At 71.1% G+C, this 25790-nt stretch carries 18 protein-coding genes; 6 read left to right on the forward strand and 12 right to left on the reverse strand.

Features of this window, described 5'->3' with window-relative positions; genetic code table 11:
- Positions 1–20: 20 nt before the first annotated feature.
- From OHO83_RS19940 to OHO83_RS19960, 5 genes are all read right to left on the reverse strand, one after another.
- Positions 21–1727 (reverse strand): serine/threonine-protein kinase, encoded by a 1707-nt coding sequence (locus OHO83_RS19940; RefSeq protein WP_266673441.1) that lies wholly within the window; start codon positions 1725–1727, stop codon positions 21–23.
- Positions 1728–1797: 70 nt separating this feature from the next.
- Positions 1798–3387 carry a serine/threonine-protein kinase gene (locus tag OHO83_RS19945; RefSeq protein WP_266673439.1) on the reverse strand — a complete coding sequence of 530 codons (1590 nt, stop codon included), beginning with the start codon at positions 3385–3387 and terminating at the stop codon, positions 1798–1800.
- 100 nt (positions 3388–3487) lie between these two features.
- Positions 3488–5053: a serine/threonine-protein kinase gene (locus OHO83_RS19950; RefSeq protein WP_266676555.1), complete on the reverse strand. Its 1566-nt coding sequence runs from the start codon at positions 5051–5053 to the stop codon at positions 3488–3490.
- Positions 5054–5329: 276 nt separating this feature from the next.
- A complete protein-coding gene (locus tag OHO83_RS19955; RefSeq protein ID WP_266673437.1) occupies positions 5330–7837 on the reverse strand; it encodes a protein kinase in 2508 nt (835 codons plus the stop codon).
- 129 nt (positions 7838–7966) lie between these two features.
- A complete protein-coding gene (locus OHO83_RS19960; RefSeq protein WP_266673435.1) occupies positions 7967–10033 on the reverse strand; it encodes a serine/threonine-protein kinase in 2067 nt (688 codons plus the stop codon).
- Between the two features lie 114 nt (positions 10034–10147).
- Between OHO83_RS19960 and OHO83_RS19965 the strand changes: the two genes are divergently transcribed.
- Positions 10148–11197: a serine hydrolase domain-containing protein gene (locus tag OHO83_RS19965; RefSeq protein WP_405635536.1), complete on the forward strand. Its 1050-nt coding sequence runs from the start codon at positions 10148–10150 to the stop codon at positions 11195–11197.
- Between the two features lie 378 nt (positions 11198–11575).
- Here OHO83_RS19965 and OHO83_RS19970 read toward each other — a convergent pair whose 3' ends face one another.
- Positions 11576–13282 carry a glycerol-3-phosphate dehydrogenase/oxidase gene (locus OHO83_RS19970; protein WP_266673431.1) on the reverse strand — a complete coding sequence of 569 codons (1707 nt, stop codon included), beginning with the start codon at positions 13280–13282 and terminating at the stop codon, positions 11576–11578.
- 285 nt (positions 13283–13567) lie between these two features.
- Between OHO83_RS19970 and OHO83_RS19975 the strand changes: the two genes are divergently transcribed.
- On the forward strand, positions 13568–14821 hold the full coding sequence (locus OHO83_RS19975) for a nucleotide sugar dehydrogenase (RefSeq protein ID WP_266673429.1): 1254 nt from the start codon (positions 13568–13570) through the stop codon (positions 14819–14821).
- A 94-nt stretch (positions 14822–14915) separates the two neighbouring features.
- Here the strand turns inward: OHO83_RS19975 and OHO83_RS19980 are convergent, their stop codons facing one another.
- The 4 genes from OHO83_RS19980 to OHO83_RS19995 form a co-directional block, all read right to left on the reverse strand.
- A complete protein-coding gene (locus OHO83_RS19980) occupies positions 14916–16040 on the reverse strand; it encodes a GuaB3 family IMP dehydrogenase-related protein (RefSeq protein ID WP_116510973.1) in 1125 nt (374 codons plus the stop codon).
- Positions 16041–16154: 114 nt separating this feature from the next.
- Positions 16155–17660: an IMP dehydrogenase gene (gene guaB / locus OHO83_RS19985; protein WP_266673426.1), complete on the reverse strand. Its 1506-nt coding sequence runs from the start codon at positions 17658–17660 to the stop codon at positions 16155–16157.
- A gap of 287 nt (positions 17661–17947) precedes the next feature.
- Complete coding sequence (locus OHO83_RS19990; RefSeq protein ID WP_116510977.1) at positions 17948–18532, reverse strand: sigma-70 family RNA polymerase sigma factor; 585 nt, start codon at positions 18530–18532, stop codon at positions 17948–17950.
- A 253-nt stretch (positions 18533–18785) separates the two neighbouring features.
- On the reverse strand, positions 18786–19397 hold the full coding sequence (locus OHO83_RS19995; protein WP_003948568.1) for a response regulator transcription factor: 612 nt from the start codon (positions 19395–19397) through the stop codon (positions 18786–18788).
- A 381-nt stretch (positions 19398–19778) separates the two neighbouring features.
- On the opposite strand from OHO83_RS19995, the gene OHO83_RS20000 reads away from it, so the two are divergent.
- Positions 19779–20117: a WhiB family transcriptional regulator gene (locus tag OHO83_RS20000; protein ID WP_266673424.1), complete on the forward strand. Its 339-nt coding sequence runs from the start codon at positions 19779–19781 to the stop codon at positions 20115–20117.
- Positions 20118–20172: 55 nt separating this feature from the next.
- Here the strand turns inward: OHO83_RS20000 and OHO83_RS20005 are convergent, their stop codons facing one another.
- Positions 20173–21069, reverse strand: coding sequence for a LysR family transcriptional regulator (locus OHO83_RS20005; RefSeq protein WP_266673422.1), 897 nt, complete (start codon positions 21067–21069; stop codon positions 20173–20175).
- Positions 21070–21149: 80 nt separating this feature from the next.
- Between OHO83_RS20005 and OHO83_RS20010 the strand changes: the two genes are divergently transcribed.
- From OHO83_RS20010 to OHO83_RS20020, 3 genes are all read left to right on the forward strand, one after another.
- Positions 21150–21830: an MOSC domain-containing protein gene (locus OHO83_RS20010; RefSeq protein WP_266673420.1), complete on the forward strand. Its 681-nt coding sequence runs from the start codon at positions 21150–21152 to the stop codon at positions 21828–21830.
- Between the two features lie 445 nt (positions 21831–22275).
- Positions 22276–23049 (forward strand): SDR family NAD(P)-dependent oxidoreductase, encoded by a 774-nt coding sequence (locus OHO83_RS20015; protein WP_266673418.1) that lies wholly within the window; start codon positions 22276–22278, stop codon positions 23047–23049.
- Positions 23050–23229: 180 nt separating this feature from the next.
- The gene (locus tag OHO83_RS20020; RefSeq protein ID WP_266673416.1) at positions 23230–23937 is read left to right on the forward strand and encodes an ester cyclase; all 708 of its coding nucleotides are present in this window, start codon (positions 23230–23232) and stop codon (positions 23935–23937) included.
- 143 nt (positions 23938–24080) lie between these two features.
- Here OHO83_RS20020 and groL read toward each other — a convergent pair whose 3' ends face one another.
- The gene (gene groL / locus OHO83_RS20025) at positions 24081–25706 is read right to left on the reverse strand and encodes a chaperonin GroEL (protein WP_266673414.1); all 1626 of its coding nucleotides are present in this window, start codon (positions 25704–25706) and stop codon (positions 24081–24083) included.
- Positions 25707–25790: the final 84 nt, after the last annotated feature.

A 25790-nucleotide genomic window follows, 5' to 3' on the forward strand; every position in this document is an offset into this window, starting at 1 on the left:
TGTTCGCCGATGCCCGCCGGTCAGACTTTGTCGATGTCGAGGTTGGCGATCGCCGCCTTCGCCACCTCACGCCCGCGCTCGGTGAAGTCGCCCTTGCCCGGGTAGTCGATCCACAGCTGGTACATGTCGCCCGACCGGGTCTTGTAGTAGAAGACCTTCGCCTCGCGCGGCTTGGGCGCGTCGGAATCGCTGTCATCCGTGTAGGTGATGGTGTTCTCGGCGGACTCACGGTCGTTGTACGTGGTCCTGGCCGTCCGGCTGTGCGGAACGGGCTTGTCCGCCATCTTCGAGTTGTCACCCTTGTTGATCTCGTCGGAGTCCTTGTAGGCCTGCGCGGACGCGGAGCTCGCGATCCCGTTCACGCTGTCCTCGGACTTCTTCTTGAGCGAGAGGGTGATGGAGACCGCGTAGCTCGGATCCCGGTAGGAGACCCAGTGATCGGTCTTGATGATGCTGTTGTCGGCCTCGAATCTGACGTACTCCGGCGGCGCCGCGAACGTCGCCGCGACCGTCTTCTCCTGATGGTCCTGCCACCCGTCCGGCAGCGGACCCGCGAACGGGTTCGCGATCACCAGGTACGCCGCCACCGCCGCCGCGACGACCGCCGCCCCGACGCCGAGCAGCGCCTTGCGACTGAGGCTGACGCCCTTGCCGCCGGGGCCCGCGAGCTGGACGACCTGGGTGGGCGGCTGCTCCGGCGGGTTGGCCGCGCGTTCCAGAAGGTCCCGCACGCGCGCCGCGTTCGGGCGCCGGGCCGGATCCTTGGCGAGCAGGCCGTTGACGGCCTCGGCGAGCGGGCCCTGGGCCGCGGCGGGCGCCGCCGGGGTCGCGTTGATCACGGACTGGAGCGTCGCCGGCGTGTTGTTGCGGCGGAACGGCGAGACGCCCTCCGTCGCCGCGTACAGGACGACGCCGAGGGACCACAGGTCGGAGGCCGGGCCCGGGCGCTGCCCGAGGACACGCTCCGGGGCGATGAACTCGGGCGAACCGACGAAGCCGCCGGTGTCCGTCAGATTGGTCTCGCCCTCGATCTGCGCGATGCCGAAGTCGGTGAGGACCACACGGTCGTGGCGGCCCAGCATCACGTTGTCGGGCTTCACGTCGCGGTGCAGGACGCCCGCGGCGTGCGCGGCCTCAAGGGCGCCGAGCACTTCGAGGCCGATCCTGGCGGCGTCGCGCGCGCCGAGCGTGCCCTCCTGGAGCACGTCGCCCAGCGTGCGCCCCTGCACGAACTCCATGACGATCCACGGCTGTCCGTCCTCGACGGCGACATCGTGGACGTTGACCACGGCCGGATGGTCGAGCCGGGCCGCCGCACGCGCCTCGCGCCGCATCCGCTCGAAGACGGTGGTCCGCTCACGCTCCGGCAGATGGTCGGGGACGCGCGGCTCCTTGACCGCCACCTCACGGTCCACCGTCTCGTCCTTGGCCCGCCACACGGTGCCCATGCCGCCGTGCCCGAGCTTGCTCAGGAGCCGGTAGCGCCCGCCGATGAGGCGCCCCGCACCGGGCTCGGACTCCGCGCTCTGCCGCGGCGGCACGACCTGGGTGGGCGGCGGCTGGTGCGAGGGCTGCGGCTGGGGATACGCGATGGGGGGCTGCTGCGGAGCCGGGGGCTCCTGGGCGTACGGGTTGCCCTGCTGAGGCGTGTGCGGCTGCTGCGGCGGCTGGAGTCCGAAGCTCGTCGGATCGTTCGGGCCGTACGCGGGTCCCCCGTTGTTACTCATGCCCCCATGCCTACCGTGCGGGACACCTCCGGATCCACTCCGGTCACGCAGTTGTGACCGCCCCGATGCCTCAGCCGCCGGAGGGCACGAAGGTGGCGACCGCCGTGTCGAAGTACCGCTTGGCCTCCGTGATCCGCCCGACCGGCGCCGACACCCACACGTCGTACATCCGGCCGCCCTGCTCCCAGCACAGGTCGTACGTGTGTCTCGCGCCCTCCGCCGTGCTGAAGCCGTTCCACGTGAACCGCCAGAGCGCGGCGGGCCGGCCGCCGTGGGTGGTGTCGGTGACGGAACCGTCGCGATAGCCCGGGTTGTTGGCGGGTCCCTTCGCGTCGGAGCGGCGCTGCACCGCGCCGGGCCCGCCCGGGTCGGGGGCGGCCGCCTTGATGCCGATCCTGAACGTGTCGCCCGGCGACATGTAGAAGATCCGGGGTCCGTCGGGCTTGCGGCTGAAGTCGTCCGGCACGGCCAGGGAGAACCCCTCCGGGTCGACGGCCGTGCGGTAACCGGCGGGCGACGCCGGACGCGTGCCGGTCTGCCGCTCCGTGACCGTGACCGTCGGGCGGGGCTCCGGGGCCGAGTCCGAGGGGGACGCCGCGTCGCCCGTGGGGCCCGGCGCGGACGCCGTGGGGCGGTGGGTGCCGCCGCCGTCGCCGCCGTTCACGAGGAGCGCGGCCGCCGAGACGCCGGCCCCGGCCATCGCGGCGACGAGCGCGGCGGCCGCGAGAACGACCCGGGGCGAACGCTTCTGCGTGGGCTCCGCAGCAGGCGCCGTGGGGGTGTTCCGGGCGGTGGGCGTGTAGCCGGCCACGGCCCGCGGCGTCGTGCCCGTGGCGACGTACGCGCGAAGGAGCCGGTCGGCCTCGTCCAGGCCGAGCCTGAGCGCCGGATCGCGCTCCAGCAGTCCCCGTACGACGGGCAGCAGCGGCTCGGCCTCGGCGGGCGGAATGATCTCGCCGACCACCACGGCGTGCATGATCCCGCCCAGCGAGTCGCGCCGGAACGGTGATTCGCCCGTCAGTGCGGCGCACAGCATCGCGCCGAGCGACCACAGGTCCGACTCGGGCCCGGTCCGCTCCCCCGCCATGCGCTCGGGCGCCGTGTACTCGGGCGAGCCGACGAAGGAACCCGTCTCCGTGAGTGTCGTCGCGCCGCTGACCTGCGCGATCCCGAAGTCCGTGAGCACGACCCGCTCGCTGCCCGCCTCGACGAGCACGTTCGCCGGCTTCAGATCGCGGTGCAGCACCCCCGCCGCGTGCGCGACCCGCAGCGCGCCGAGCAGCGCGATCCCGATCCGGGCCGCCTCCCGCGCGTCGACGGGACCGGTCCGCGAGAGCCGGTCGGCGAGCGAGCCGCCCTCGATCAACTCCATGACGATGTACGGACGTTCACCGTGTTCCACGACGTCATGGACGACGATGACGTTCGGGTGGCTGAGCTGGGCGACCGCGCGGGCCTCGCGCAGGGTGCGGTCCTTCTGGCGGCGGGCCTCGTCGGCGGAGAGCGTCTCGTCGAGCACGAGTTCCTTGACCGCGACGTGCCGCCCGAGCAGCTGGTCGGAGGCGCGCCACACGACGCCCATTCCGCCCCGGCCGATACGCGCCTCGAGCCGGTAACGCCCGGCGATCACACGGACGTTGTCCTCCCACTCGGTCCCCATGCGTTCCATCATGCCGCACGGAACGGGACCCGGAGAGGTGTGCTCCGGGCCGTCAAAGGATCAACGAAACCGCAGGCGGCGCCCGCACACCAGGGGATGCCTACGGTTGCCAGCTCCGCAGGATCGCGTCGAACTGCTGCCGCGCCTCGTCCCAGTCGGCCGACGGCACGGACAGATAGATGGCGTACTCGGTGCCGTCGTTCTCGACGTACGTCTGCTCGATGGCGTGCCGCGGACCCGACGTCGTGTCCTTGTTGCCCGCGGTCCAGGTGAACTCCCACAGGGATCCCGGCCGGTCACGGTACGTGTTGGACTGCAGGTTGACCTGCTGGTAGTCGGGCAGCTTCGTGACCTGCCGCTCCAGGTCCAGCTGGTGGTGGTAGGAGTCAGGCCAGTCGGGGGACTTGTCGACCGCGATCCGCACGAAGTGGGCGCCGCCGTCCGGCGTGTAGTCGACCTGGGAGCCGTCCGCCTGCCGCTTCCAGCCCTTCGGGAGCATGAGGCTGTAGCCCTCGACGTCGTCGATGCGAACCCAGTCGTCCGGGATGCTCCCGGCCTTGTGCCCGCCGCTGCCGGAACCCGACGAGGTACTCGTTGCCTGGTCCTTGCCGGAGTTCGTGTTCGACGAGGTCCGGTGACTCAGGTAGTGGTTCGCGGCGAACGTCCCGCCGCCGCCGACGAGCGCGGCAGCCAGCGCCACGGCGACGACACGCGGCCACTTCCGGCGACCTGCTGCGGGGACCGTCGGCATGACGGCGTGATGCACGCCTATCGCGGTCGACTTCTCCGGGGGCGTCGGTGGCGACGCGACATGCACCTGCGTGGGCACGTAGGCCTGCGCAGCGCTGGACCGCCGCCCCTCGGCGGCCTCGGCGAGCATCGTCTCGGCCTCGTCGGCGGACGGACGCGCCGCCGGGTCCTTGCGCAACAGCGCCTGGATGACGGGCGCGAGGGCGTCCGCGTGCGTGAGTTCGCCCGGCTCGTCCTCGACGACGGCCTGCATCGTGCTGATCGGCGACGTGCGCCGGAACGGGGACTTCCCCTCGACGGCCGTGAACAGCGTGGCGCCGAGCGCCCACAGGTCGGACGCGGGTCCGGGAGCCGCGCCGCTGACCCGCTCGGGCGCCAGATAGTCGACCGAGCCGACTATCTCGCCGGTCCGCGTGATCGTCGAGTCGCCCTCGACCTGCGCGATGCCGAAGTCCGTGAGCAGCACCCGTCCGTCGCGGGCCAGCAGGACGTTGCCCGGCTTCACGTCGCGGTGCAGCACCCCGGCCGCGTGCGCGGCGCGCAGCGCCCGCAACGTCCACAGGCCGATACGGGCGGCCTCGCGCGGCAGGATACGGCCCGACTCCTTCACGGCGTCCGCGAGCGAGGGACCCTCGACGAGCTCCATCACGATCCACGGACGGTCGTCGTGCTCCAGCACGTCGTGAACGGTGACGACCGCCGGGTGGTTGATCCGGGCGGCGGCCCGCGCCTCCGTCTGTGTCCGCGTGAGCAGCACGGCGCGGTCGGCCTCCTGCACGTACTGGGCCGCCGTCAGTTCCTTTACGGCCACGGCGCGGTGCAGCACTTCGTCGTGTGCGCGCCACACCCGGCCCATGCCGCCGCGTCCGATCGAGTCACCGAGTCGGTAGCGGCCCGCGAGGAGCAGGCCCTGCATCTGATTCACGTTCCCCCGCAGGCGCATTGGTCGTGCCACGGCCGCTCATGGCCTTGACAGAGCCACATTAGGGAGCGGCCAAGGTACAGGGAACCGGCGGGGGTGCACGGAGACCGCACTGTGACGCTTGTCGCCTGTCGGGACGGGAGCCGACAGGTCATCAACTGGGTGCATTCCGTGCACCTGTACGTCATCGGACGCTGTCTCGGCCCGCGCCCCGACATCGTCACAGGACGCTGCCTCAGCCGGTGCTCCGACACATCACCGGAGGCTGCCTCAGCCCGTGCTCCGATACGTCGCCGAGGCCTGTTCGTACAGGCGCGTCACCTCGTCGCGTTCGGCCTCGGGGCCCCGCAGCTGCACCACGTGGTACCGGCCGCCCACGATCATCGCGAGGTTGCGTACGTACGTCTCGCGGCCCGCCGAGTTCTGCCAGGTGAACTGGCCCTCGGCCATGGCCCGCCCGCCCACGTCGATCCGGCGCATCCCGCTGGACGTCGCCCACGTCGAGTCGCGGAACGGCTGCAACTCCCTTTCCTTCTCCCGTTGGTACGTCATCGGGTCGCTGCCGTACGCGGACGTGCTGTCGCGGCCCGGGACGACGACGAGCTCGAAGTCGCCGTGCGTGTAGAGGACCTGTCCCTGTCCGTTCCTGCCCTGCCGGTTCCAGCCCTTGGCGACGGCGACGCGGAACCCTTCGGGGTCCTTGCGCAGGGTGAAGCCCTGCGCGACCTCGGGTTCGGACGAGTCGGTCTGCGGATCGGTGGCGGCCGGGGTCGACGAGCTCTTGCCGCCGTTCTTCCCCTGGCCCCCGGTGGATTCGCCCGCCGAAGGCGCCGGTGTGGACCTGCCGCCCTCCGGCGCGGGCCGGCCGCCGCCGGTGGCACCCGCGTGATCCTTCGCGCCCTCCCCCGGCGTGCCGTCGCTCGGCTCGGCCTTCGGCATGAAGACCACGGCGTACGCGACCGCCGCGGCCAGGCCGAGCAGTACGAGAACGAGCAGGGTGCGGCCGAGCGAACGGGGCTTCCTGGACTGCCCGTCCGACGGGGTGCGACGCTCCGGCGAGCCCCGCTCCGGCCGCGTGCGGCGCTCGGCCTGCATGTGGCGCTCGGCCTGCTGCGGATGCGCCTTGGCCCGCTTGTGCCGCGCGTGCCCGGCCCCGGCCTGGGCGGCGGAGCGCCTGCGGCGCCTGCGCACGAGCTCGCCCCGGCGCCGTACGACCGGAAGCCGCGTGGCGTCGAAGGGGGGCGCGGCCACGACGTTCGTACCCGCCTCCGGCTCCGGCGCGGACCGCACCAGCGACCTGAGCCACCCCCGCAGCTCCTCGAAGTCGAGCCGCTCCGTGGGGTCCTGACGCAGCAGCGACTCGACGACGGGCCGCAGAGGCCCGCACTCCTCGGCGAACGCGGGCGGCTCGGCGCACACCATCTGCACCAGCTCGCCGGTGTTCTCCTCCGGGTACGGGGCATGCCCCTGGACCGCGCGGAAGAGGAGGGCGCCGAGGGCCCACAGGTCGGTGGCCGGGCCGATCGGGGCGGCCAGCTGCCAGTTCTCGTGGACGGGCCCCGCCTGCTCGGGCGCCCAGCGCTCGGTGACGGGCCCGACGACGGTCATCCGCGCCTGCCGCGCACGGTCGGCGGCGAGGGCGGTGGTGGGCCCGCGCCCGGCCGCCGGGGCCGCCTGCTGCTGCGCGGGGATGAGCTGGTCCCAACGCGTGGCCCCGGGCGCTCCGGGCGCGGGAGCGGGAGTCTCGGGGGCGGGAGCGCTCGGCTCGGGCTGCTCCATGCCGGGCCGCGGGATCGCCCCGTGCCAGGGACGCCCGGCGGAGCCGCGTACGCCGTAGGGGTCGTCGATCCGGCCGGGCTCCGCGCCGCCGCTGTGCGCACCGCCGTCCTTCGCACCGGTGCCGGACTCGCCCCCGTGCTCCGCGCCCGGCCCGCGCTGCGGCGGCCCCGGTGTCCCGTCCGTGTCCAGGCCCCCGCGCGCGGCGGCCCGCGCACCCGCCCGGTACGCGGCTATCGCCCCGGCGCGCGCGGCCCGCGGGTCACTCCCGGCCTCGAGAGCGGCGGGCCGGGACGGCGCGGGCGCAAAGGCGGCGGGAGGGGCGTAGGGAGGCGCGGGCGCCGAAGGCTGCGGCTCCTGGGGTGCCGGGGCAGCGGGAGGCGCCGGCGTCGGGTCATAGCCGCACAGCGCCTCCTCCGCGGCACCGGCAGCGAGTCCGGTCAGCACGATCCGGCCGTCGTCGCACACGAGGACCGTGCGGGCGGTGATGTTCCGGTGGACCCAGCCGTGGGCGTGCAGCGCGCGCAGCGCGGTGAGGACGTCGGACGCGACCTCGGCCGCCCGGTACGGGGACAGCGGTTCCTCGGCGAGGAGCGCGGCGAGCGGCCGTGCGGAGACGACCTCGCTGACGATCCACAGCGAACCGCCCTCGGCGAACACGTCGAAGACCTGGTCGAGCCTTGGGTGGTCGGGTATCTGGGCGGCGGCCTGCGCGGCCTCGATGGCGCGGCGCACCGCGGGATCCGCCGGCCTCCGCGTGGTCCGCGCCGCGTCCCCCCGCTCGCGCCGGCCACGCGACTCACGCGGTACGAACCCGTCCGGGAGCCCTTCGGCGTCGAGCACCTCGGCCTCGACGACCTCGGGTAACGGCACCTGCCTGATCAGGACTTCCTGGCCACTGTAGGTGTCGAACGCCCGCGTCTGGGCGAACTCGTACGCGTCGGCCGGCGACAGCGGCAGGCGGTAACGGTCGGCGAGCACTCGGCCGGCATAGTCCTCCACGACGCGTCCCCCTGTCCGCCCGGTGGTCAATTCCGTTCGTTTTGCGCCCTGTTGTGCGCAGTGATGCTTCCCGTTACGGCTGCGCACGGTCCGCAAGCACTCACGATACGTGCCGGACTGCTTTCAGGCTCAGGACTTCGGCTTGAACGTCTTGGTGAACGTCTGCCAGGCGGCCTTGCGCTGCGCACCGTCCCAGTCGGCGGCCTTGGCCGTGTACATCAGGCCGTACCCGAGACCGCTGTTGACCACGAAACCGCGGTCGATCGAGCGGTACTTGGTGCCTCCGTCGACGTACGTGAACTCCCAGTCCGCCGTGTTCCAGCCGCGGAAGTCGACGGCCGCTATGCGTATCCGGTCGTACTGGGAGCGGCGCATGTACTGCTCCTGGTTGCGCCAGTCCTGGACCGGGTTCGACTTGGGCGTCGTCGTCCAGCCGACGAGCAGCTTCTGCCCGTCGGGACCCACGAAGCGGGCCCCCGCCGCGCTCGTCGAGCTGTACTTCCAGCCCTTCGGGAGCCCGATGGAGAAGCCCTGGTCGTGCTTGTACGTCGAGGCGGCGCCGCTGCCGCCCGGGACCCCGCTGCCGCCGCTGGTGCTGCCGGGCGACGCGCCCTGGCCGGCGTCGCTGTCCTTGTCGCCGCCCTTGTCGGTGTCCGAGCCGGAGCCCTGGCCCTTGTCGGAGCCCTTGCCGCCGTCCTGAGCCGCGTCGTTGCCGCTGCCGGACCCGCTGCCCTTGTCCGTGCCACCGCTGCCGCTGCCTGTGCCACTGCCTCCGGTCGCTCCCGCGGAGGCGGACTTGTCGCCGCCCTTGGCGGAACCGCCGTCGTCGCCACCGCTGAACGCGATGCCGATGACGGTGCCGATCACGGCGAGCGCGACAAGCACCGCGACGATCACGAGGGTGCGCCGCGGGACCACGTCCGTGAGCGAGGCCCGGGTCGCCGGCGTACGCGGCTGCCCGGCGGGCTGCGCCGGAACACCCGAACCGCCCTGCCCGACCGCGGGATGCGCGGAGGCCTCCGCCGTATCGCCGGACGCGGCTCCGCCGCTCTTGCCGGCCGCACCGGCCGCAGTCGCAGCGGCGGCGGCTTTGCGCACCGACCGCAGCGCACCGCGCAGCTTCTCGGCGGCTTCTTCGCCCCTCTTGCCCCCGCCGGTGCCGTCACCGGCGTCCGCGGGACTCACGGAAGCAGCTGAAGACCCTGCCGCAGCCCCCGCCGCCGAACTTCCCTTGCTGAAGCGCACCTTGGGCGTCTTGGGCGCCTTGGGCGTCTGTTCGGGAATGGGCGGCAGCGGCACGACCTTGGTCGCGTCGACCGGCTCGGGTTCCTCGTCCTTGGGCTCGGGAGCGTGCAGGACGTCGTTGAGGAGGGCCCGCGCCCCGGCGTCGTCGAGCCGCTGCTCCGGGTCCTTGGCGAGCAGCCCGTAGATGACCTTCTCCAGCGGCCCCGCGTTCTTGGGCGGGTCGACCGGCTCGGTCATGACGGCCGTCAGGGTCGCGATGGCGGACCCCTTGTCGTACGGGGGCACGCCCTCGACCGACGCGTACAGCAGTCCGCCGAGCGACCACAGGTCGGCGGCGGGGCCGGGCTTGTGCCCGCGCGCCCGCTCCGGCGAGATGTACGAGGGCGCGCCGACGAGCATGCCGGTGGACGTGATCGAGGGGTCGCCCTCGACCTGGGCGATGCCGAAGTCCGTGAGGACGACGCGCCCGTCCTCGGCGATCAGCACGTTCGACGGCTTCACGTCGCGGTGCAGGATGCCCTCGCGGTGCGCGGCGCGCAGCACGTCGAGGATCGCGAGCCCGACCTCGGCGGCGCGCCGCGGCTCCAGCAGGCCGTCCTCACGGATCTGCTCAGCGAGGGACTTGCCCTCGACGAGTTCCATCACGATCCACGGCCGGTCGTCCTCGTCGACCACGTCGTAGACCGTCACCGCGCTGTTGTTACGGATGCGCGCGATCGCCTTCGCCTCACGCAACGTTCGCGTGATCAGGCGCCGCTTCTCCTCGTCGTCGATGCTCGACGGGAACCGCAGTTCCTTGACGGCAACCGTCCGGCCGAGTGTCTCGTCCTTCGCCCGCCACACGGTGCCCATGCCGCCGCGGCCGAGGACTTCTCCCAGCCGGTAGCGCCCGGCGAGGAGACGTGCACTCTTGTCCTGACGAGCTGTGCCCGCCTGCTCCGCCTCCGACATGCGTCCCCTCTGCAACCCGCCCTGACAGAGCCTTCATTGTCCCTTACCCGAGGACCACTCCACGCCCAGGGTCGGCCGTCCCGCATGATGGACCGCACACACGGAGGGACCGTCATGCCCGTACTTCGGACACTGCTGGCCATACCCCTGGCAGCGACCCTCTTCTGTATGTTTCCGGGCAGTTCCACGACACTCGCGGCCCCGGCCACGGACGTTACTCTTCCGCTGCTGGTCACGGAGGGCAAGGCCCCCGCCGCGGCGCTGCTCGCCCGCGAGGGCAGGACGACGCGCTTCGTACGCACCGGCCCCACGATCCGCCGCACCGACCACTTCCGGGCCGGGAGCATCACGAAGTCGTTCATCGCGACGGTCGTGCTGCAACTCGCCGCCGAACACCGCCTGCGCCTCTCGGACACGGTGGACGGCCACCTCCCCGGTCTATTGCGTGACCACTCCGTCTCCCTCCGCTCGCTTCTCACTCACACCAGTGGCCTGCCCGACTTCACGGCGCGCACGCATGGCACGATCCCGGTATCTCCCCGAACGGCCGTACAACTGGCCGAGGCCGACCCGCCGGGCCCGCGCGACCACTGGTCGTACTCGAACACCAACTACGTCGTGCTGGGCATGGTCATAGGCCAGGTCACGGGCCACTCGTACGCGACCGAGGCCCGCCGCCGCATCATCGAACCGCTCCGCCTCACCGGCACGTCGTTCCCCGGCGCCCGCACCACACTGCCCACGCCACACGGCCGCGCGTACGACGCGACAGGCGACGACGTCACCACTCTGAACCCGCGCGTGGCCGGCGCCGCAGGCGAACTGATCTCCACCCTCGCCGACCTGAACCGCTTCTACACGGCCCTCCTGAAGGGCCGCCTGCTCCCTCCGGGCCAACTCCGCACGATGCTCAACACCCGCACCGCGCAAGGCCGCTACGGCATGGGCCTCTACCCCACGAAACTCCCTTGCGGAATGACGATATGGGGCCACAACGGCCGAATCGAGGGCAGCTACGTCCGCACAGCGACCACGAGAACGGCGTCAAGAGTGATCACGTTCCGCACCAACACGGACACCGCGAAGAACACCCCCGAACTGGAACGCCGCCTACTGACGGCAGAGTTCTGCCCACCCACACCCACCAGCGGAACAAACGACTGAGACCGAGCACACCACTCAGCGCGTCCGTCGTTTGAGGCTGAGCACACCACTCGGCGCGTCCGCCGTCTGAAGCCGAGCACACCACCCGGCGCGTCCCTCGCCTGAAGCCAAGCGCATCCGTCACCCTGCCCGGTGTCACCTGAGGAGACGGGCCCACCGTCTCAGCCTGTCCGGCGCTTGAGGCCGAGCACACCCTTCACTCAGCCCGGTGTCACCTGAGGAGATGGGCGCACCGCTCAGCCCGTCCGGCGTTTGAGGACGAGCCCGCAGGGCGAAAGGGGGGCCTGGGGGCACAGCCCCCAGCGCAACCCCGCCCACCCATCCACCCCGCACAGTCAGCCCCGCACAGTCAGACCCGCACAATCAGCCCCGCCCACATCAAAGCGGCACAATATCCGGCGCCCCCAGTCGCGCCGCATCGGCCGAGAGGTCATCCGGCTGACGCTGAGACTCCCGCTCGGCCTGCACCCGCTTGTCGTAGTGCTCCACCTCCCGCTCGATCTGGTCCTTGTCCCAGCCGAGCACCGGAGCCATCAGCTCCGCCGCCTCACGCGCACACCGAGTCCCCCGGTCGAACGTCTCGATCGAGATCCGCGTGCGCCGCGTCAGCACATCGTCGAGATGCCGCGCCCCCTCGTGCGAGGCGGCGTACACGACCTCGGCCCGCAGATAGTCGTCGGCGCCGGTGAGGGGCGCGCCGAGCCCGGGGTCGGCGGCCACCAGGTCGAGCACCTCCTCCGCCAACGACCCGTACCGGTTGAGCAGATGCTCCACCCGCACCACATGGAGCCCGGTCCGCGCGGCGATCCTCGCCCGCGCGTTCCACAGCGCGTGGTAGCCCTCGGCCCCGATCAGCGGAATGTCCTCGGTGACGCAGTCGGCGACCCGCTGGTCGAGCCCGTGCACCGCCTCGTCGACGGCGTCCTTGGCCATGACCCGGTACGTCGTGTACTTGCCGCCCGCCACGACGACGAGCCCCGGCACGGGGTGCGCCACCGTGTGCTCGCGCGAGAGCTTGCTCGTGGCGTCGGACTCACCGGCGAGCAGGGGCCGCAGGCCCGCGTAGACCCCCTGGACGTCGTCGCGCGTGAGGGGCACCGCGAGCACCGAGTTCACATGCTCCAGCAGATAGTCGATGTCGGCGCTGGAGGCAGCGGGGTGGGCCTTGTCGAGGTCCCATTCCGTGTCCGTGGTGCCCACGATCCAGTGGCGCCCCCACGGGATCACGAACAAGACGCTCTTCTCGGTGCGCAGGATGAGCCCGGTCGTCGAGTTGATCCGGTCCTTGGGCACGACGAGGTGGATGCCCTTGGACGCGCGTACGTGGAACTGGCCGCGCTCACCCACCATCGCCTGGGTGTCGTCCGTCCACACACCCGTCGCGTTCACGATCTGGCGGGCGTGGATCTCGTACTCCCCGCCGCCCTCCACATCCTCGACGCGGGCGCCGACGACGCGCTCGCCCTCCCGCAGAAACCCGGTCACACGCGCCCTGTTGGCGACCTTCGCCCCGTACATCGCGGCCGTGCGCACCAGCGTCGCCACATACCGCGCGTCGTCCATCTGCGCGTCGTAGTACTGCAAGGCGCCGACGAGCGCGTCCTTCTTGAGCGCGGGCGCGACGCGCAGCGCGTGACGCCGGCTCAGATGGCGGTGCATGGGCAGCCCGCGCCCATGCCCGCGCGCCATCGACATCGCGTCGTACAGGGCGACGCCCGAGCCCGCGTACAGCCGCTCCCAGCCCTTGTGCTGGAGGGGATACAGGAACGGGACCGGCTTCACGAGGTGCGGGGCGAGCCGCTCCAGGAGCAGCCCGCGCTCCTTCAGCGCCTCGCGTACGAGCGCGAAGTCGAGCATCTCGAGATACCGGAGCCCGCCGTGGATCAGCTTGCTCGACCGGCTCGATGTGCCGGAGGCCCAGTCCCGCGCCTCGACCAGGCCGGTGGACAGACCCCGGGTCGCGGCGTCGAGCGCGGTGCCCGCGCCGACCACCCCCGCGCCCACGACCAGGATGTCCAGCTCCCGCTCGGCCATTCCCGCGAGCGCCTCGGCACGCTCCGCCGGTCCCAGTGTCGCTGTCCTCACTGCTACCTCCCGCTGTCGGTCAGTCGGCGTCGGTCCAGTCGGTCCCACCGGCGTCACCTGTCTGATGCGCCCCGGCTCTCATCACCCATGCACCGATTCTGACCGCCGTGCCCGACTTCAGCCACCACTCACCCGCAGCCTGTGGACAACACTCCGGGATTCCCGGCCAGGCAATACCGCATAACGGTCATATTTACTCCTAGTCTGACATTGCGCTCGCCCATCTTGTCCACAGGGCTTGCGCTCTCCTCCCGCTCCGGCTATTGGGAAGGACGGCTCACCGCCATGCCCGCAGATCTCGCCGTCATCGGACTCGGTCACCTCGGCCTGCCCCTCGCCCAGGCCGCCGTCGCCACCGGCATCGCGACCATCGGCTACGACCCCGTACGCGCCACCGACCTCGCGGCCGGCCGGCTCCCCGCCGACGGCGCCGAGGGAACCATGACCGCCGCCGACATCCGCCGGATGCTCTCGGGGGGCTTCCGGCCGACCGGCGACCCCGTCGAACTCGGCCGCGTCCGCACCGCCGTCATCTGCGCCCCCGCGCCACTCGGCGCGGACCGCTCCCTCGACCTCACGCAGCTCACCGACGCGACGCGCGCCCTCGCCGCCCGTCTGCGTCCCCACACCACGGTGATCATCGAAACCCCGGTCGCCCCCGGCACCACCGAAGGCGTCCTGCGCCCTCTCCTGGAGGACGGCTCGGGGCTGCGCGCCGGCCGCGACTTCCACCTCGCCTACTCGCCGGGCCGCCTCGACCCCGGCAGCCGCACGCACGCGTACGCCACGACCCCCAAGGTGATCGGCGGGCTCACCCCCGCCTGCACCGAGTCCGCCGCCGCCTTCTACGGCCGCCTCTCCGACAAGGTGGTTCGCGCGCGTGGACCACGCGAGGCCGAGACCGTCCAGCTCCTGGAGACCAACTACCGCCACGTCAACATCGCCCTGGTCAACGAGATGGCCGTCCTCTGCCACGACCTGGGCGTCGACCTGTGGGACGTCATCCGCTGCGCCGAGACCAAGCCGTTCGGCTTCCAGGCGTTCCGTCCCGGCCCCGGCGTCGGCGGCCACGGAGTCCCCCAGGACCTCTCACGCCCACCCCTCCCGGTCCGCCCCCTGCGCATGGTGGAACTGGCCCAGCAGGTCAACCACCACATGCCCCAGTACGTGATCCAGCGCGCCGCCACCCTGCTCAACGAACACGGCAAGTCCGCCCGGGGCGCCCGCGTCCTGCTCCTCGGCGTCACGTACAAACCCGATGTCGCCGATCTGGAGGGCACCCCCGCCCAGGAGATCGCCACCCGGCTGATGCAGCTGGGCGCGGCGGTCAGCTACCACGACCCGCACATCCCGTCGTGGAACGTCCTCGGCCACCCGGTCCCCCGCGCGGACTTCCTCTACGAAGCCGCCGCGGACGCCGACCTGACGATCCTGCTCCAGCCGCACCGCACGTACGACCTCCAGGGCCTGTCCGTGAAGGCCCAGCTCCTCCTGGACACCAGGGGCGCCACCCCGACGGGCGCGGCCCACCGCCTGTGAAGCCGCTCTCCGTAGATCCGTAGAGCTGTGACGGCCCTCAACGTGGAAGGGGCCCGCACCGAAACGGTGCGGGCCCCTTCCACGTGGTGCTGCGTCAGCGGCGGTGCTGCGAGTCCGCCACCGTGACCTCGACCCGCTGGAACTCCTTGAGCTCGCTGTAGCCGGTCGTCGCCATGGCGCGCTTGAGGGCGCCGAAGAAGTTCATCGAACCGTCCGGGGTGTGCGACGGCCCGGTGAGGACCTCCTCCGTCGTACCGACGGTCCCGAGGTCGACCTTCTTGCCGCGCGGCACGTCCTCGTGGACGGCCTCCATGCCCCAGTGGTGACCGCGGCCGGGCGCGTCCGTGGCGCGCGCCAGCGGGGAGCCCATCATCACGGCGTCGGCGCCGCAGGCGATGGCCTTCGGCAGGTCGCCGGACCAGCCCACGCCACCGTCGGCGATCACGTGCACGTACCGGCCGCCGGACTCGTCCATGTAGTCGCGGCGGGCGGCGGCCACATCGGCCACGGCGGTCGCCATCGGCACCTGGATGCCGAGCACGTTGCGCGTGGTGTGCGCGGCGCCGCCACCGAAGCCGACGAGCACACCGGCCGCGCCGGTGCGCATCAGGTGCAGCGCGGCGGTGTACGTGGCGCAGCCGCCCACGATGACCGGCACGTCCAGCTCGTAGATGAACTGCTTCAGGTTCAGCGGCTCGGCGGCACCGGAGACGTGCTCGGCGGACACGGTGGTCCCCCGGATCACGAAGATGTCGACGCCCGCGTCCACGACGGCCTTGGAGAACTGGGCGGTGCGCTGCGGCGAGAGCGCGGCGGCGGTGACGACACCGGAGTCGCGCACCTCCTTGATGCGCTGCCCGATCAGCTCCTCCTTGATGGGAGCCTCGTAGATCTCCTGGAGGCGGCGTGTGGCGCTCTCCGTGTCCAGCTCGCCGATCTCGTCGAGCAGCGGCTGCGGGTCCTCGTAGCGGGTCCACAGGCCCTCGAGGTTCAGCACGCCGAGGCCACCGAGCTCCCCGATCCGGATGGCGGTGGCCGGCGAGACGACCGAGTCCATGGGAGCCGCCAGGAACGGCAGCTCAAAACGGTAGGCGTCGATCTGCCAGGCGATCGAGACCTCCTTCGGGTCGCGCGTACGACGGCTCGGTACGACGGCGATGTCGTCGAAGGCGTACGCCCGGCGGCCGCGCTTGCCGCGCCCGATCTCGATCTCAGTCACGTGTGTGGCCTTTCCCTCTGCGTTTCAGCGCCTTCCAGTATCCCCGACATACGCGCCAGGGGCGGCCCCGGGAACCCCGGGACCGCCCCTGACCCTGTCCTGGACTGTCTGCGGCTACTTGCTGCGGCTGTAGTTCGGTGCTTCGACCGTCATCTGGATGTCGTGCGGGTGGCTCTCCTTGAGGCCCGCGGACGTGATCCTCACGAAGCGGCCCTTGGTCTCCATCTCGTCGATGGAGGCGGCGCCCACATAGCCCATCGTCTGGCGCAGACCGCCGACGAGCTGGTGCAGCACGTTGGCCAGCGGGCCGCGGTAGGGCACCTGGCCCTCGATGCCCTCGGGCACGAGCTTGTCGTCGGAGGCGACCTCGGCCTGGAAGTAGCGGTCCTTGGAGTAGGACCGGCCCTGCCCGCGGGACTGCATCGCCCCGAGGGAGCCCATGCCGCGGTACGACTTGAACTGCTTGCCGTTGATGAACTGCAGCTCGCCCGGGGACTCCTCGCAGCCCGCGAGGAGGCTGCCCAGCATGACCGTGTCGGCACCGGCGGCGAGCGCCTTGCCGATGTCACCGGAGTACTGCAGACCGCCGTCACCGATGACCGGGACGCCTGCGGCGCGGGCGGCGAGAGCCGCCTCGTAGATGGCGGTGACCTGCGGGACACCGATACCGGCGACGACGCGCGTGGTGCAGATGGAGCCGGGGCCCACACCGACCTTCACGCCGTCGACACCGGCGTCGATCAGGGCCTGCGCGCCGTCACGCGTCGCGACGTTGCCGCCGATGATGTCGACGCCGACGCTGGACTTGATCTTCGCCATCCAGTTCAGCGCGTTGCTGTTGTGTCCGTGCGAGGTGTCGACGATGAGGAAGTCCGCGCCCGCCTCGGCCAGCGCCTGAGCGCGCTCCAGGGCCTCGGGGCTGGCGCCCACCGCGGCACCGACGAGGAGGCGGCCCTCGGCGTCCTTCGCGGCGTTCGGGTACTGCTCGGCCTTCACGAAGTCCTTGACCGTGATGAGGCCCTTGAGGACGCCCGCGTCGTCGACCAGCGGAAGCTTCTCGATCTTGTGGCGGCGCAGCAGCTCCATGGCATCGACGCCGGAGATGCCGACCTTGCCGGTCACGAGCGGCATCGGCGTCATGACCTCGCGCACCTGCCGGCTGCGGTCGGACTCGAACGCCATGTCGCGGTTGGTGACGATGCCGAGCAGCTTGCCCGCCGGGTCGGTCACCGGAACGCCGCTGATGCGGAACTTCGCACACAGCGCGTCGGCCTCGGCCAGCGTCGCGTCCGGGTGCACGGTGATCGGGTCCGTCACCATGCCGGACTCGGAACGCTTCACGAGGTCGACCTGGTTGACCTGGTCCTCGATCGACAGGTTGCGGTGCAGCACGCCGACGCCACCCTGCCGCGCCATGGCGATCGCCATGCGGGACTCGGTGACCTTGTCCATCGCCGCCGACAGCAGCGGAATGTTCACGCGCACGTTGCGGGAGATGCGGGACGAGGTGTCGACCGCGTTCGGGAGGACCTCGGACGCGCCCGGCAGCAGCAGCACGTCGTCGTAGGTCAGCCCGAGTGTCGCGAATTTCTCGGGCACTCCGTCGACGTTTGCAGTCATGACACCTTCCCCAAATGGCCTTGATCGGTGCGGATGTCCATGCTAACGGGATCCGGAGGTGTCTCATTCCACGATCAAGATCACCGAGCAGATTTGTACGTTCACACGTGCGCAGACCGCGGGCCGCCCTTGGTGCGCCTCAGGCACACGTGGCGCGTCTCACTACAACGATTCGCCGCTCGGCTCGGTGTTCGCCCCGGTCTTCGGGCTGCTCGGCTCGACTCACGCCCGGCTCGGCGTACGGCCCGCCGCTCGCCTCGGCACTCGGCTTTCTCGGCGTGCTCGGCTCACTGCTCGGCGAGCGCCCGCAGCCGGCTGAGCGCGCGGTGCTGGGCGACGCGGACGGCGCCCGGCGACATGCCGAGCATCTGTCCGGTTTCCTCGGCGGTGAGGCCGACGGCGATCCGGAGCAGCAGCAGCTCGCGCTGGTTCTCCGGAAGGTTGGCGAGGAGCTTCTTCGCCCACTCCGCATCGCTGCTGAGCAGGGCCCGCTCCTCCGGTCCGAGCGAGTCGTCGGGCCGCTCCGGCATCTCGTCGGAGGGCACGGCGGTGGAACCGGGATGCCGCATGGCGGCGCGCTGCAGATCCGCGACCTTGTGCGCGGCGATGGCGAAGACGAACGCCTCGAAGGGGCGCCCGGTGTCCTTGTAGCGCGGCAGCGCGAGGAGCACCGCGACACAGACTTCCTGCGCGAGATCTTCCACGAAGTGCCGTGCGTCACCCGGCAGTCGGGTCAGACGGCTGCGGCAGTAACGGATCGCGAGGGGGTGGACGTGCGCGAGAAGGTCGTGCGTGGCCTGCTCGTCGCCCTCGACGGCGCTGTGGACCAGTGCACCGATGGCCCCCCGGCCGGCTGCCTCGTCGTCGCGCATCGGTCCATGGTGCCTTGGCGGCGTCCGGTCCGTGGCACCGCGTCCGTAGTTGTGCACTGAAGCGTTATGAGCAGGTGCGCCGGAAGTCATCTCGTGCGCCCTCCCCTTCCGCTCGGCCGACTCGTCCCTGAGGAACTCCACAACTCAAGGATGCGGCATGTCCGGCGAAACGAGGACCGGCGGCCGTCCGCAGCCCCGTCCGCCCTGGAGCGGACGGGGATCGCTGTGCCCCCGCGGCGGCGCACCGTGCGCCTTAGCGGACCAGGCCCCAGCGGAAACCGAGCGCCACGGCGTGCGCACGGTCCGAGGCGCCGAGCTTCTTGAAGAGGCGGCGTGCGTGCGTCTTGACCGTGTCCTCGGAGAGGAAGAGCTCGCGCCCGATCTCCGCGTTGGACCGGCCGTGGCTCATGCCCTCGAGCACCTGGATCTCACGCGCGGTGAGCGTCGGCGCCGCACCCATCTCGGCCGACCGCAGTCTGCGCGGCGCGAGCCGCCAGGTGGGGTCGGCGAGCGCCTGCGTGACCGTGGCACGCAGTTCGGCACGCGAGGCGTCCTTGTGCAGATAGCCGCGGGCACCGGCGGCGACGGCGAGCGCGACACCGTCCAGGTCCTCGGCCACGGTGAGCATGATGATGCGCGCACCGGGATCGGCGGACAGCAGCCGCCGGACCGTCTCGACGCCGCCCAGACCGGGCATGCGTACGTCCATCAGAATCAGGTCCGAGCGGTCGGCGCCCCAGCGGCGCAGGACTTCCTCCCCGTTGGCCGCGGTCGTCACGCGCTCTACGCCGGGGACGGTCGCGACCGCGCGGCGGAGCGCTTCTCGGGCAAGCGGGGAGTCGTCGCAGACGAGGACGGATGTCATGACCGTCCTCCGCAGCTGATGCGCGTCACCTTGGGCCTCCAGGCTGGTACGAATCGTCACCTGTGCGGTCGACGCTCTCGGACAGATGCCCGAGCGCTTGTTCTTTCAACCGCCTCCGCACTCTCAACGACGGTCACCCGAAAGAGTTACGGGTTCGACGGTCTGCTTCGGCACTCTACGTGAGGGACCGGACACAGAGCAGACGGCGCAAGCGACTCACAAGGTTTCACCACAACCCATGCCCCATTTAGCTCTTTTTCTTCACTTTCAGTGGTGTCTGAGGCTAGATTCGCAATGAGTCATATTTTCATCTCCTTAGACAGTAGATGTACGGTTCTTGGGCACCTTCCCGCGTCAGAACGGCTACAAGGGGACACAGCAATGGCAGATTTCTCCCGCCTTCCCGGACCGAACGCAGATCTGTGGGACTGGCAGCTCCTCGCGGCCTGCCGCGGGGTGGACAGTTCGCTCTTCTTCCATCCGGAGGGGGAGCGGGGAGCGGCGCGCAGTGCCCGCGAGAACTCGGCCAAAGAGGTCTGCATGAGGTGTCCGGTGCGCGCGGAGTGCGCTGCTCATGCGCTCCAGGTGCGCGAGCCGTACGGCGTGTGGGGCGGGCTGACCGAGGACGAGCGCGAGGAGCTCATGGGTCGCGCCCGCAATCGGCTCGTAGCCGCCGCACCGGCACCGGCGGGCGGCGCCCCACCCGGGCTGAACAGCTGAAGGAACGTTTCTCTAAGGCACGCAGTGACGTGCCCGTGGGCCTGCAAGGGCCCGATCAGCGGGCCGCGGCCCGCGCCAGGTGGTCGAGCGTGGCTGCCACGGCCGGCACCTGGGCCAGGTCGGGCAGTGTGAGGGCGACGATCTCGCGCTGCACAGCCGGCTCCACCGTCACCGTGCGTGCACCCTTGGGACGTACGGATTCGATGGCGAGCTCCGGCAGGACCGCCACACCGAGGCCTGCACCGACCAGGCCGATCACCGCCGGATAGTCATCGGTCGCGAAGTCGATGCGCGGTGTGAATCCCGCGCCCTCGCAGACCTCCACCAACTGCCGGCGGCAGCGCGGGCAGCCCGCGATCCAGGGCTCGTCGGCCAGCTCACCGATGGAGACCGCGTCCGACTTGGCCAGCCGATGCCCCTCAGGGACCAGGCCGACGAGGCGGTCGGCCAGCAGCGGACGGACGACGAGGTCGTCCCAGTCCTCCGCGGCCTGAGCCCCCTCGTAACGGAAGGCCAGGGCCACATCGCAGTCGCCCTCTCGCAGCATCCCGACCGAGCGCGGAGGCTCCGCCTCCACGAGGGACACGCGGGTGCCGGGGTGCGCGGCGCGCAGGGCGGCCAGCGCCGTGGGGACGAGCGTGGAACTGCCGCTGGGGAACGAGACGAGCCGGACACGGCCCGCGCGCAAGCCCGCGATGGCGGCGACCTCTTCCTCCGCCGCGGTCAGTCCGGCCAGGATGCCCGCCGCGTGTCGCACCAGAGCTTCACCCGCCTGGGTGAGTCGCATCTCGCGGCCCGTACGGATGAGGAGCGGGGTGCCCGCCGAGGATTCGAGGGCCTTCATCTGCTGGCTGACCGCGGGCTGGGTGCAGCCGAGTTCGCGGGCGGCCGCCGAGAAGGAACCGGTGGCGGCCACGGCGCGCAGGACACGGAGATGACGGGCCTCGATCATTCCCCAAGCATAAGGGAGCCTTGGATGCAACGGGAAATAATGCGTCGACGCTTTGGCGCCCTGTCGCTTAGCGTGCCGTCATGAAGGTTCTGTCTCTGAACGTGGGTCGCCCCGAGGCCAGCGAGCACACCGACCAGGCCGAGGGCGTGACCGGTATCGACAAGCGGCCGGTGCCGGGCCCCGTCCGGGTGGCGGCGCCCGGGCCCAAGGGGATCGGCGCCAGCGGTCTCGAAGGGGACGCCGTGTGCGACATGCGCCATCACGGCGGCGACGACCAGGCGGTCTACGCCTTCGCCCGCGAGGACCTCGACGAGTGGCAGGGCACGCTCGGCCACGCTCTGCGCAACGGCTCGTTCGGGGAGAACCTCACCACCGAGGGCGTCGACGTGTCGGGCGCGAAGATCGGCGAGCGCTGGCGCGTCGGCCCCGACCTCGTCCTCGAGGTCGCCTCGGGCCGGATCCCCTGCCGCACGTTCCAGGGCCACCTCGCCGAGAAGGGGTGGGTCAGGCGCTTCACCGCGCGGGCCGCACCTGGCGCGTATCTGCGAGTGATCGAGCCGGGCGCGATCCGGGCGGGCGACACGATCGAGATCGTGCACCGGCCCGACCACGAGGTGACCGTCGCGTTCCAGTTCCGGGCCGTCACGACCGACCGCGGCCTGCTCCCGCGGCTGCTCGTCGCGGCGGACGCGCTCGCCCCCGAGGCAGTCGAGGCCGCTCGTACGTACGTGGCGAAGTACGGGGGCGGGGACGCGGTGTAGAGGCGGAGCGGACCCGGGCCGCGCGGCGGTCACGGGCTCGGGCGCGCGACCCCAGCGGTCGTTGTCCGCACGGAGGTTGCGGAACCGGTCCGCGCGCCGGTTGCGCAACTGGTCGCGTGCGCCACGACGGTGACGGCCGAACCGGCCACGCGGAGAACGCGCTTGAAGCGGGACATGCGTCGAGCTTCCTGCCCGCGCCACCCCCACCACATCGCGGACGACTCCCGCGACTACCCGAACTGCCCGTACATGTAGGCAAGTTGCCGACACCAGAACACAAAGGGGTGGTGCGTGGATGCTCCTTCCCGACACTCCGTACCTGTCCGCCGCCGTCCGCTCTCCCCCGAGGGCAGCGGTGTGACGGGGCAGTTCGTGGTCGTGGACAAGGGCCAACGCGCGGGGACTCCCGAGCGCGGTCGCCCACGGCGGTCACTAGCCTTGCCCCATGACTACCGCTCTGATTACGGGATCCACCTCGGGGATCGGTGCCGCGTTCGCGCGCCGGCTCGCCGCGGACGGCCACGACCTCGTCCTGGTGGCGCGTGACACCAAGCGGCTGCGGGAGCAGGCCACCGAGCTCCACGACCGGCACGGCGTCGAGGCCGAGGTGCTCACGGCGGACCTCGCCACCGACGAGGGTATCGGCGCGGTCGAGGCACGGCTGTCCGACCGCAAGCGTCCCGTGGACCTGCTGATCAACAACGCGGGCTTCGGCAACAAGGGCCAGTACCTGGAGGTCCCGCTCGCTGACGAGTTGACCATGCTGAAAGTGCACTGCGAGGCGGTCCTGCGGCTCACGTCCGCCGCGGTGGCGCCGATGCGTGAGCGCGGCAGGGGCGGCGTGGTGAACGTGGCGTCGGTGGCGGCGTTCGTGCCGCGCGGGACGTACGGCGCGTCGAAGGCGTGGGTCGTGCAGTTCACGCAGGGCGCGGCGCGGGACCTGGCGGGCAGCGGTGTGCGGCTGATGGCGCTCTGCCCGGGGTTCGTCCGTACGGAGTTCCACGAGCGGGCCGACATGGGCACCGACAACATCCCCAACTGGATGTGGCTCGACGCCGACAAGCTGGTGGCGGCGGCGCTCGCCGATCTGGCGCGCGGCAAGTCGCTGTCCATCCCGGATCCGCGGTACAAGACGCTGATGGGCGTCGTGAAGCTGGCGCCTCGCGGGCTGCTCGGCGGCGTCACGGCGAAGACAGGGCGCAAGTACGGGCCGCAGTAAGGCACGGCGAGTAAGGCACGCCGAGTACGGGGCCGAGGCGGGTCCGGGTCGGGTCGGGCGGGGCCTCGGTCCCGCCCGACCCGACTCACCCGTTCCCGTTCCCGCTCCCGCCGGGTCGTTACACGGCGGTGGGAGGATGGAGCTGTCCGGACCTTACGCAGGGGGGCCGGAAGGGGCGTCATGACGTTCGTGCAACTGATCGACTGCAAGACCAGCCGATTCGACGAGATGAACCGGCTCATGGACACATGGGCGGAGCGGACCAAGGGGAAGCGGACCGCGACGCACAGCTTCGTCGGCAAGGACCGGTCCGACGCGTCGCACTTCATCGAGATCGTGGAGTTCCCGTCGTACGAGGAGGCGATGCGGAACTCGAACCTTCCGGAGACCGACACGATCTTCCGGGAGATGGTCGCCCTCTGCGACGAGATGCCCACCTTCACCGACCTCGAGGTGGTGCGGGACGAGCAGCTGTACGCGGGCAACGCGCGCCGGTTCTTCGAGACGGTCGCCATCGAGGGTGAACTGCCGCCGCTCAACGGCCTGCTCGCGGAGGACTACCACGACCACGACCCCGGCAACGTGACGGACACCATCGGTCTCGACGCGATGCGGCGCGAGATCGAGATGTACCGCGGCGGGTTCGACCTCGACTTCATCATCGACGACCAGATCACCGAAGGCGACCGGGTGTGCACGCGGTGGACCTTCAAGGGCGACCACAACGGCGACTTCATGGGCATTCCGGCGACGGGCAAGCAGGTCACGATGACCGGCGCGACCATCTTCCGGTTCCAGGAGGACGGGAAGATCGTCGAGGGCTGGTGGAACATCGACCGGCTGGGGCTGATGGCCCAGCTCGGCGCGCTCGATCAGCTCGAGTCCTGACCGCTCAGGCCCGGACCCGGCGCCGCACACGCCGAGGCCCGGCCCCGCGAAGAACGCGGAACCGGGCCTCGTACGGTGCAGAGCCGGTCGGACCGGCTCTGCACCGGTGACTCAGTGCACCAGTGACTCAGTGGCTCAGTGCACTAGTGGGAGTGGCCGTGCCCGTGGCCGGCGGCCTCGGGCTCCTCCTCCGCCGGCTTCTCGACGACCAGGGTCTCGGTCGTGAGCAGCAGCGAAGCGATGGACGCGGCGTTCTCCAGGGCGGAGCGGGTGACCTTGACCGGGTCGATGACGCCGGCCTTGACCAGGTCGCCGTACTCGCCGGTCGCGGCGTTGAAGCCCTGGCCCTTGTCGAGCTCGGCGACCTTCGAGGTGATGACGTAGCCCTCGAGGCCGGCGTTCTCGGCGATCCAGCGCAGCGGCTCGACGGCGGCGCGGCGCACGACCGCGACACCGGTGGCCTCGTCGCCGGTCTTGTCGAGGTTGCCCTCGAGGACCTTGACGGCGTGCACCAGAGCGGAGCCACCACCGGAGACGATGCCCTCCTCGACCGCGGCGCGGGTCGCGGAGATGGCGTCCTCCAGACGGTGCTTCTTCTCCTTGAGCTCCACCTCGGTGGCGGCGCCGACCTTGATCACGCACACGCCGCCGGCGAGCTTCGCGAGGCGCTCCTGGAGCTTCTCGCGGTCCCAGTCGGAGTCCGTGTTCTCGATCTCGGCCTTGATCTGGTTGACGCGGCCCTCGACGTCGGCCTTGTTGCCGCCACCGTCGACGATCGTGGTGTCGTCCTTGGTGATGGTCACGCGGCGGGCGGTGCCGAGCACGTCCAGACCGGCCTGGTCGAGCTTGAGGCCGACCTCCTCGGCGATGACGGTGGCACCGGTGAGGGTGGCCATGTCGCCGAGCATCGCCTTGCGGCGGTCACCGAAGCCGGGCGCCTTGACGGCGACGGCGTTGAACGTGCCGCGGATCTTGTTCACGACCAGGGTCGACAGGGCCTCGCCCTCGACGTCCTCGGCGATGATCAGGAGCGGCTTGGAGCCACCGGCCTGGATGACCTTCTCGAGCAGCGGCAGCATGTCCTGGATGGAGGAGATCTTGCCCTGGTTGATCAGGATGTACGGGTCCTCGAGCACGGCCTCCATGCGCTCCTGGTCCGTCACGAAGTACGGAGACAGGTAGCCCTTGTCGAACGCCATGCCCTCGGTGAAGTCCAGCTCCAGACCGAAGGTGTTGGACTCCTCGACGGTGATGACACCGTCCTTGCCGACCTTGTCCATCGCCTCGGCGATGAGCTCGCCGACCTGCGAGTCCTGGGCGGACAGACCGGCGACGGCGGCGATGTCGGCCTTGTCCTCGATCGGGCGGGCGGTCGCGAGGAGCTCGTCGGACACGGCCTTGACCGCGGCGTCGATGCCCTTCTTCAGGGCGGCCGGGGAGGCGCCGGCGGCGACGTTGCGCAGGCCTTCCTTGACCAGGGCCTGGGCGAGCACGGTGGCGGTGGTGGTGCCGTCACCCGCGATGTCGTTGGTCTTGGTCGCCACCTCCTTCACCAGCTGGGCGCCGAGGTTCTCGTACGGGTCGTCGATCTCGACCTCGCGGGCGATCGTGACACCGTCGTTGGTGATGGTGGGAGCGCCGAACTTCTTGTCGATGACGACGTTGCGGCCCTTGGGGCCGATCGTCACCTTGACCGTGTCGGCAAGCTTGTTGACGCCGCGCTCGAGGGCGCGACGGGCGTCCTCGTCGAACTTCAGGATCTTCGCCATGGAGCTGTTAGTCCTCTCGAACGAACTGCGCCCCCGACGCCCGGCATGCTGAGAAAAGTCGCAGCTGAGTAGCGGGGTGCCAGG

This window comes from Streptomyces sp. NBC_00569, from assembly GCF_036345255.1.
In the GTDB taxonomy this organism is placed as follows: Bacteria; Actinomycetota; Actinomycetes; order Streptomycetales; family Streptomycetaceae; genus Streptomyces.

Bases quoted from the DNA above. Each gene is read 5' to 3' on its own strand.
- OHO83_RS19945 (WP_266673439.1), bottom strand. From the start codon at position 3,387: ATGGGGACCGAGTGGGAGGACAACGTCCGTGTGATCGCCGGGCGTTAC.
- OHO83_RS19975 (WP_266673429.1), top strand. From the start codon at position 13,568: ATGCCCGCAGATCTCGCCGTCATCGGACTCGGTCACCTCGGCCTGCCC.
- OHO83_RS20010 (WP_266673420.1), top strand. From the start codon at position 21,150: ATGAAGGTTCTGTCTCTGAACGTGGGTCGCCCCGAGGCCAGCGAGCAC.
- OHO83_RS20020 (WP_266673416.1), top strand. From the start codon at position 23,230: ATGACGTTCGTGCAACTGATCGACTGCAAGACCAGCCGATTCGACGAG.
- groL (WP_266673414.1), bottom strand. From the start codon at position 25,706: ATGGCGAAGATCCTGAAGTTCGACGAGGACGCCCGTCGCGCCCTCGAG.
- OHO83_RS19995 (WP_003948568.1), bottom strand. From the start codon at position 19,397: ATGACATCCGTCCTCGTCTGCGACGACTCCCCGCTTGCCCGAGAAGCG.
- OHO83_RS20015 (WP_266673418.1), top strand. From the start codon at position 22,276: ATGACTACCGCTCTGATTACGGGATCCACCTCGGGGATCGGTGCCGCG.
- OHO83_RS19965 (WP_405635536.1), top strand. From the start codon at position 10,148: ATGCCCGTACTTCGGACACTGCTGGCCATACCCCTGGCAGCGACCCTC.
- OHO83_RS19940 (WP_266673441.1), bottom strand. From the start codon at position 1,727: ATGAGTAACAACGGGGGACCCGCGTACGGCCCGAACGATCCGACGAGC.
- OHO83_RS19990 (WP_116510977.1), bottom strand. From the start codon at position 18,532: ATGCGCGACGACGAGGCAGCCGGCCGGGGGGCCATCGGTGCACTGGTC.
- OHO83_RS20000 (WP_266673424.1), top strand. From the start codon at position 19,779: ATGGCAGATTTCTCCCGCCTTCCCGGACCGAACGCAGATCTGTGGGAC.
- OHO83_RS20005 (WP_266673422.1), bottom strand. From the start codon at position 21,069: ATGATCGAGGCCCGTCATCTCCGTGTCCTGCGCGCCGTGGCCGCCACC.
- OHO83_RS19960 (WP_266673435.1), bottom strand. From the start codon at position 10,033: ATGTCGGAGGCGGAGCAGGCGGGCACAGCTCGTCAGGACAAGAGTGCA.
- guaB (WP_266673426.1), bottom strand. From the start codon at position 17,660: ATGACTGCAAACGTCGACGGAGTGCCCGAGAAATTCGCGACACTCGGG.
- OHO83_RS19950 (WP_266676555.1), bottom strand. From the start codon at position 5,053: ATGCAGGGCCTGCTCCTCGCGGGCCGCTACCGACTCGGTGACTCGATC.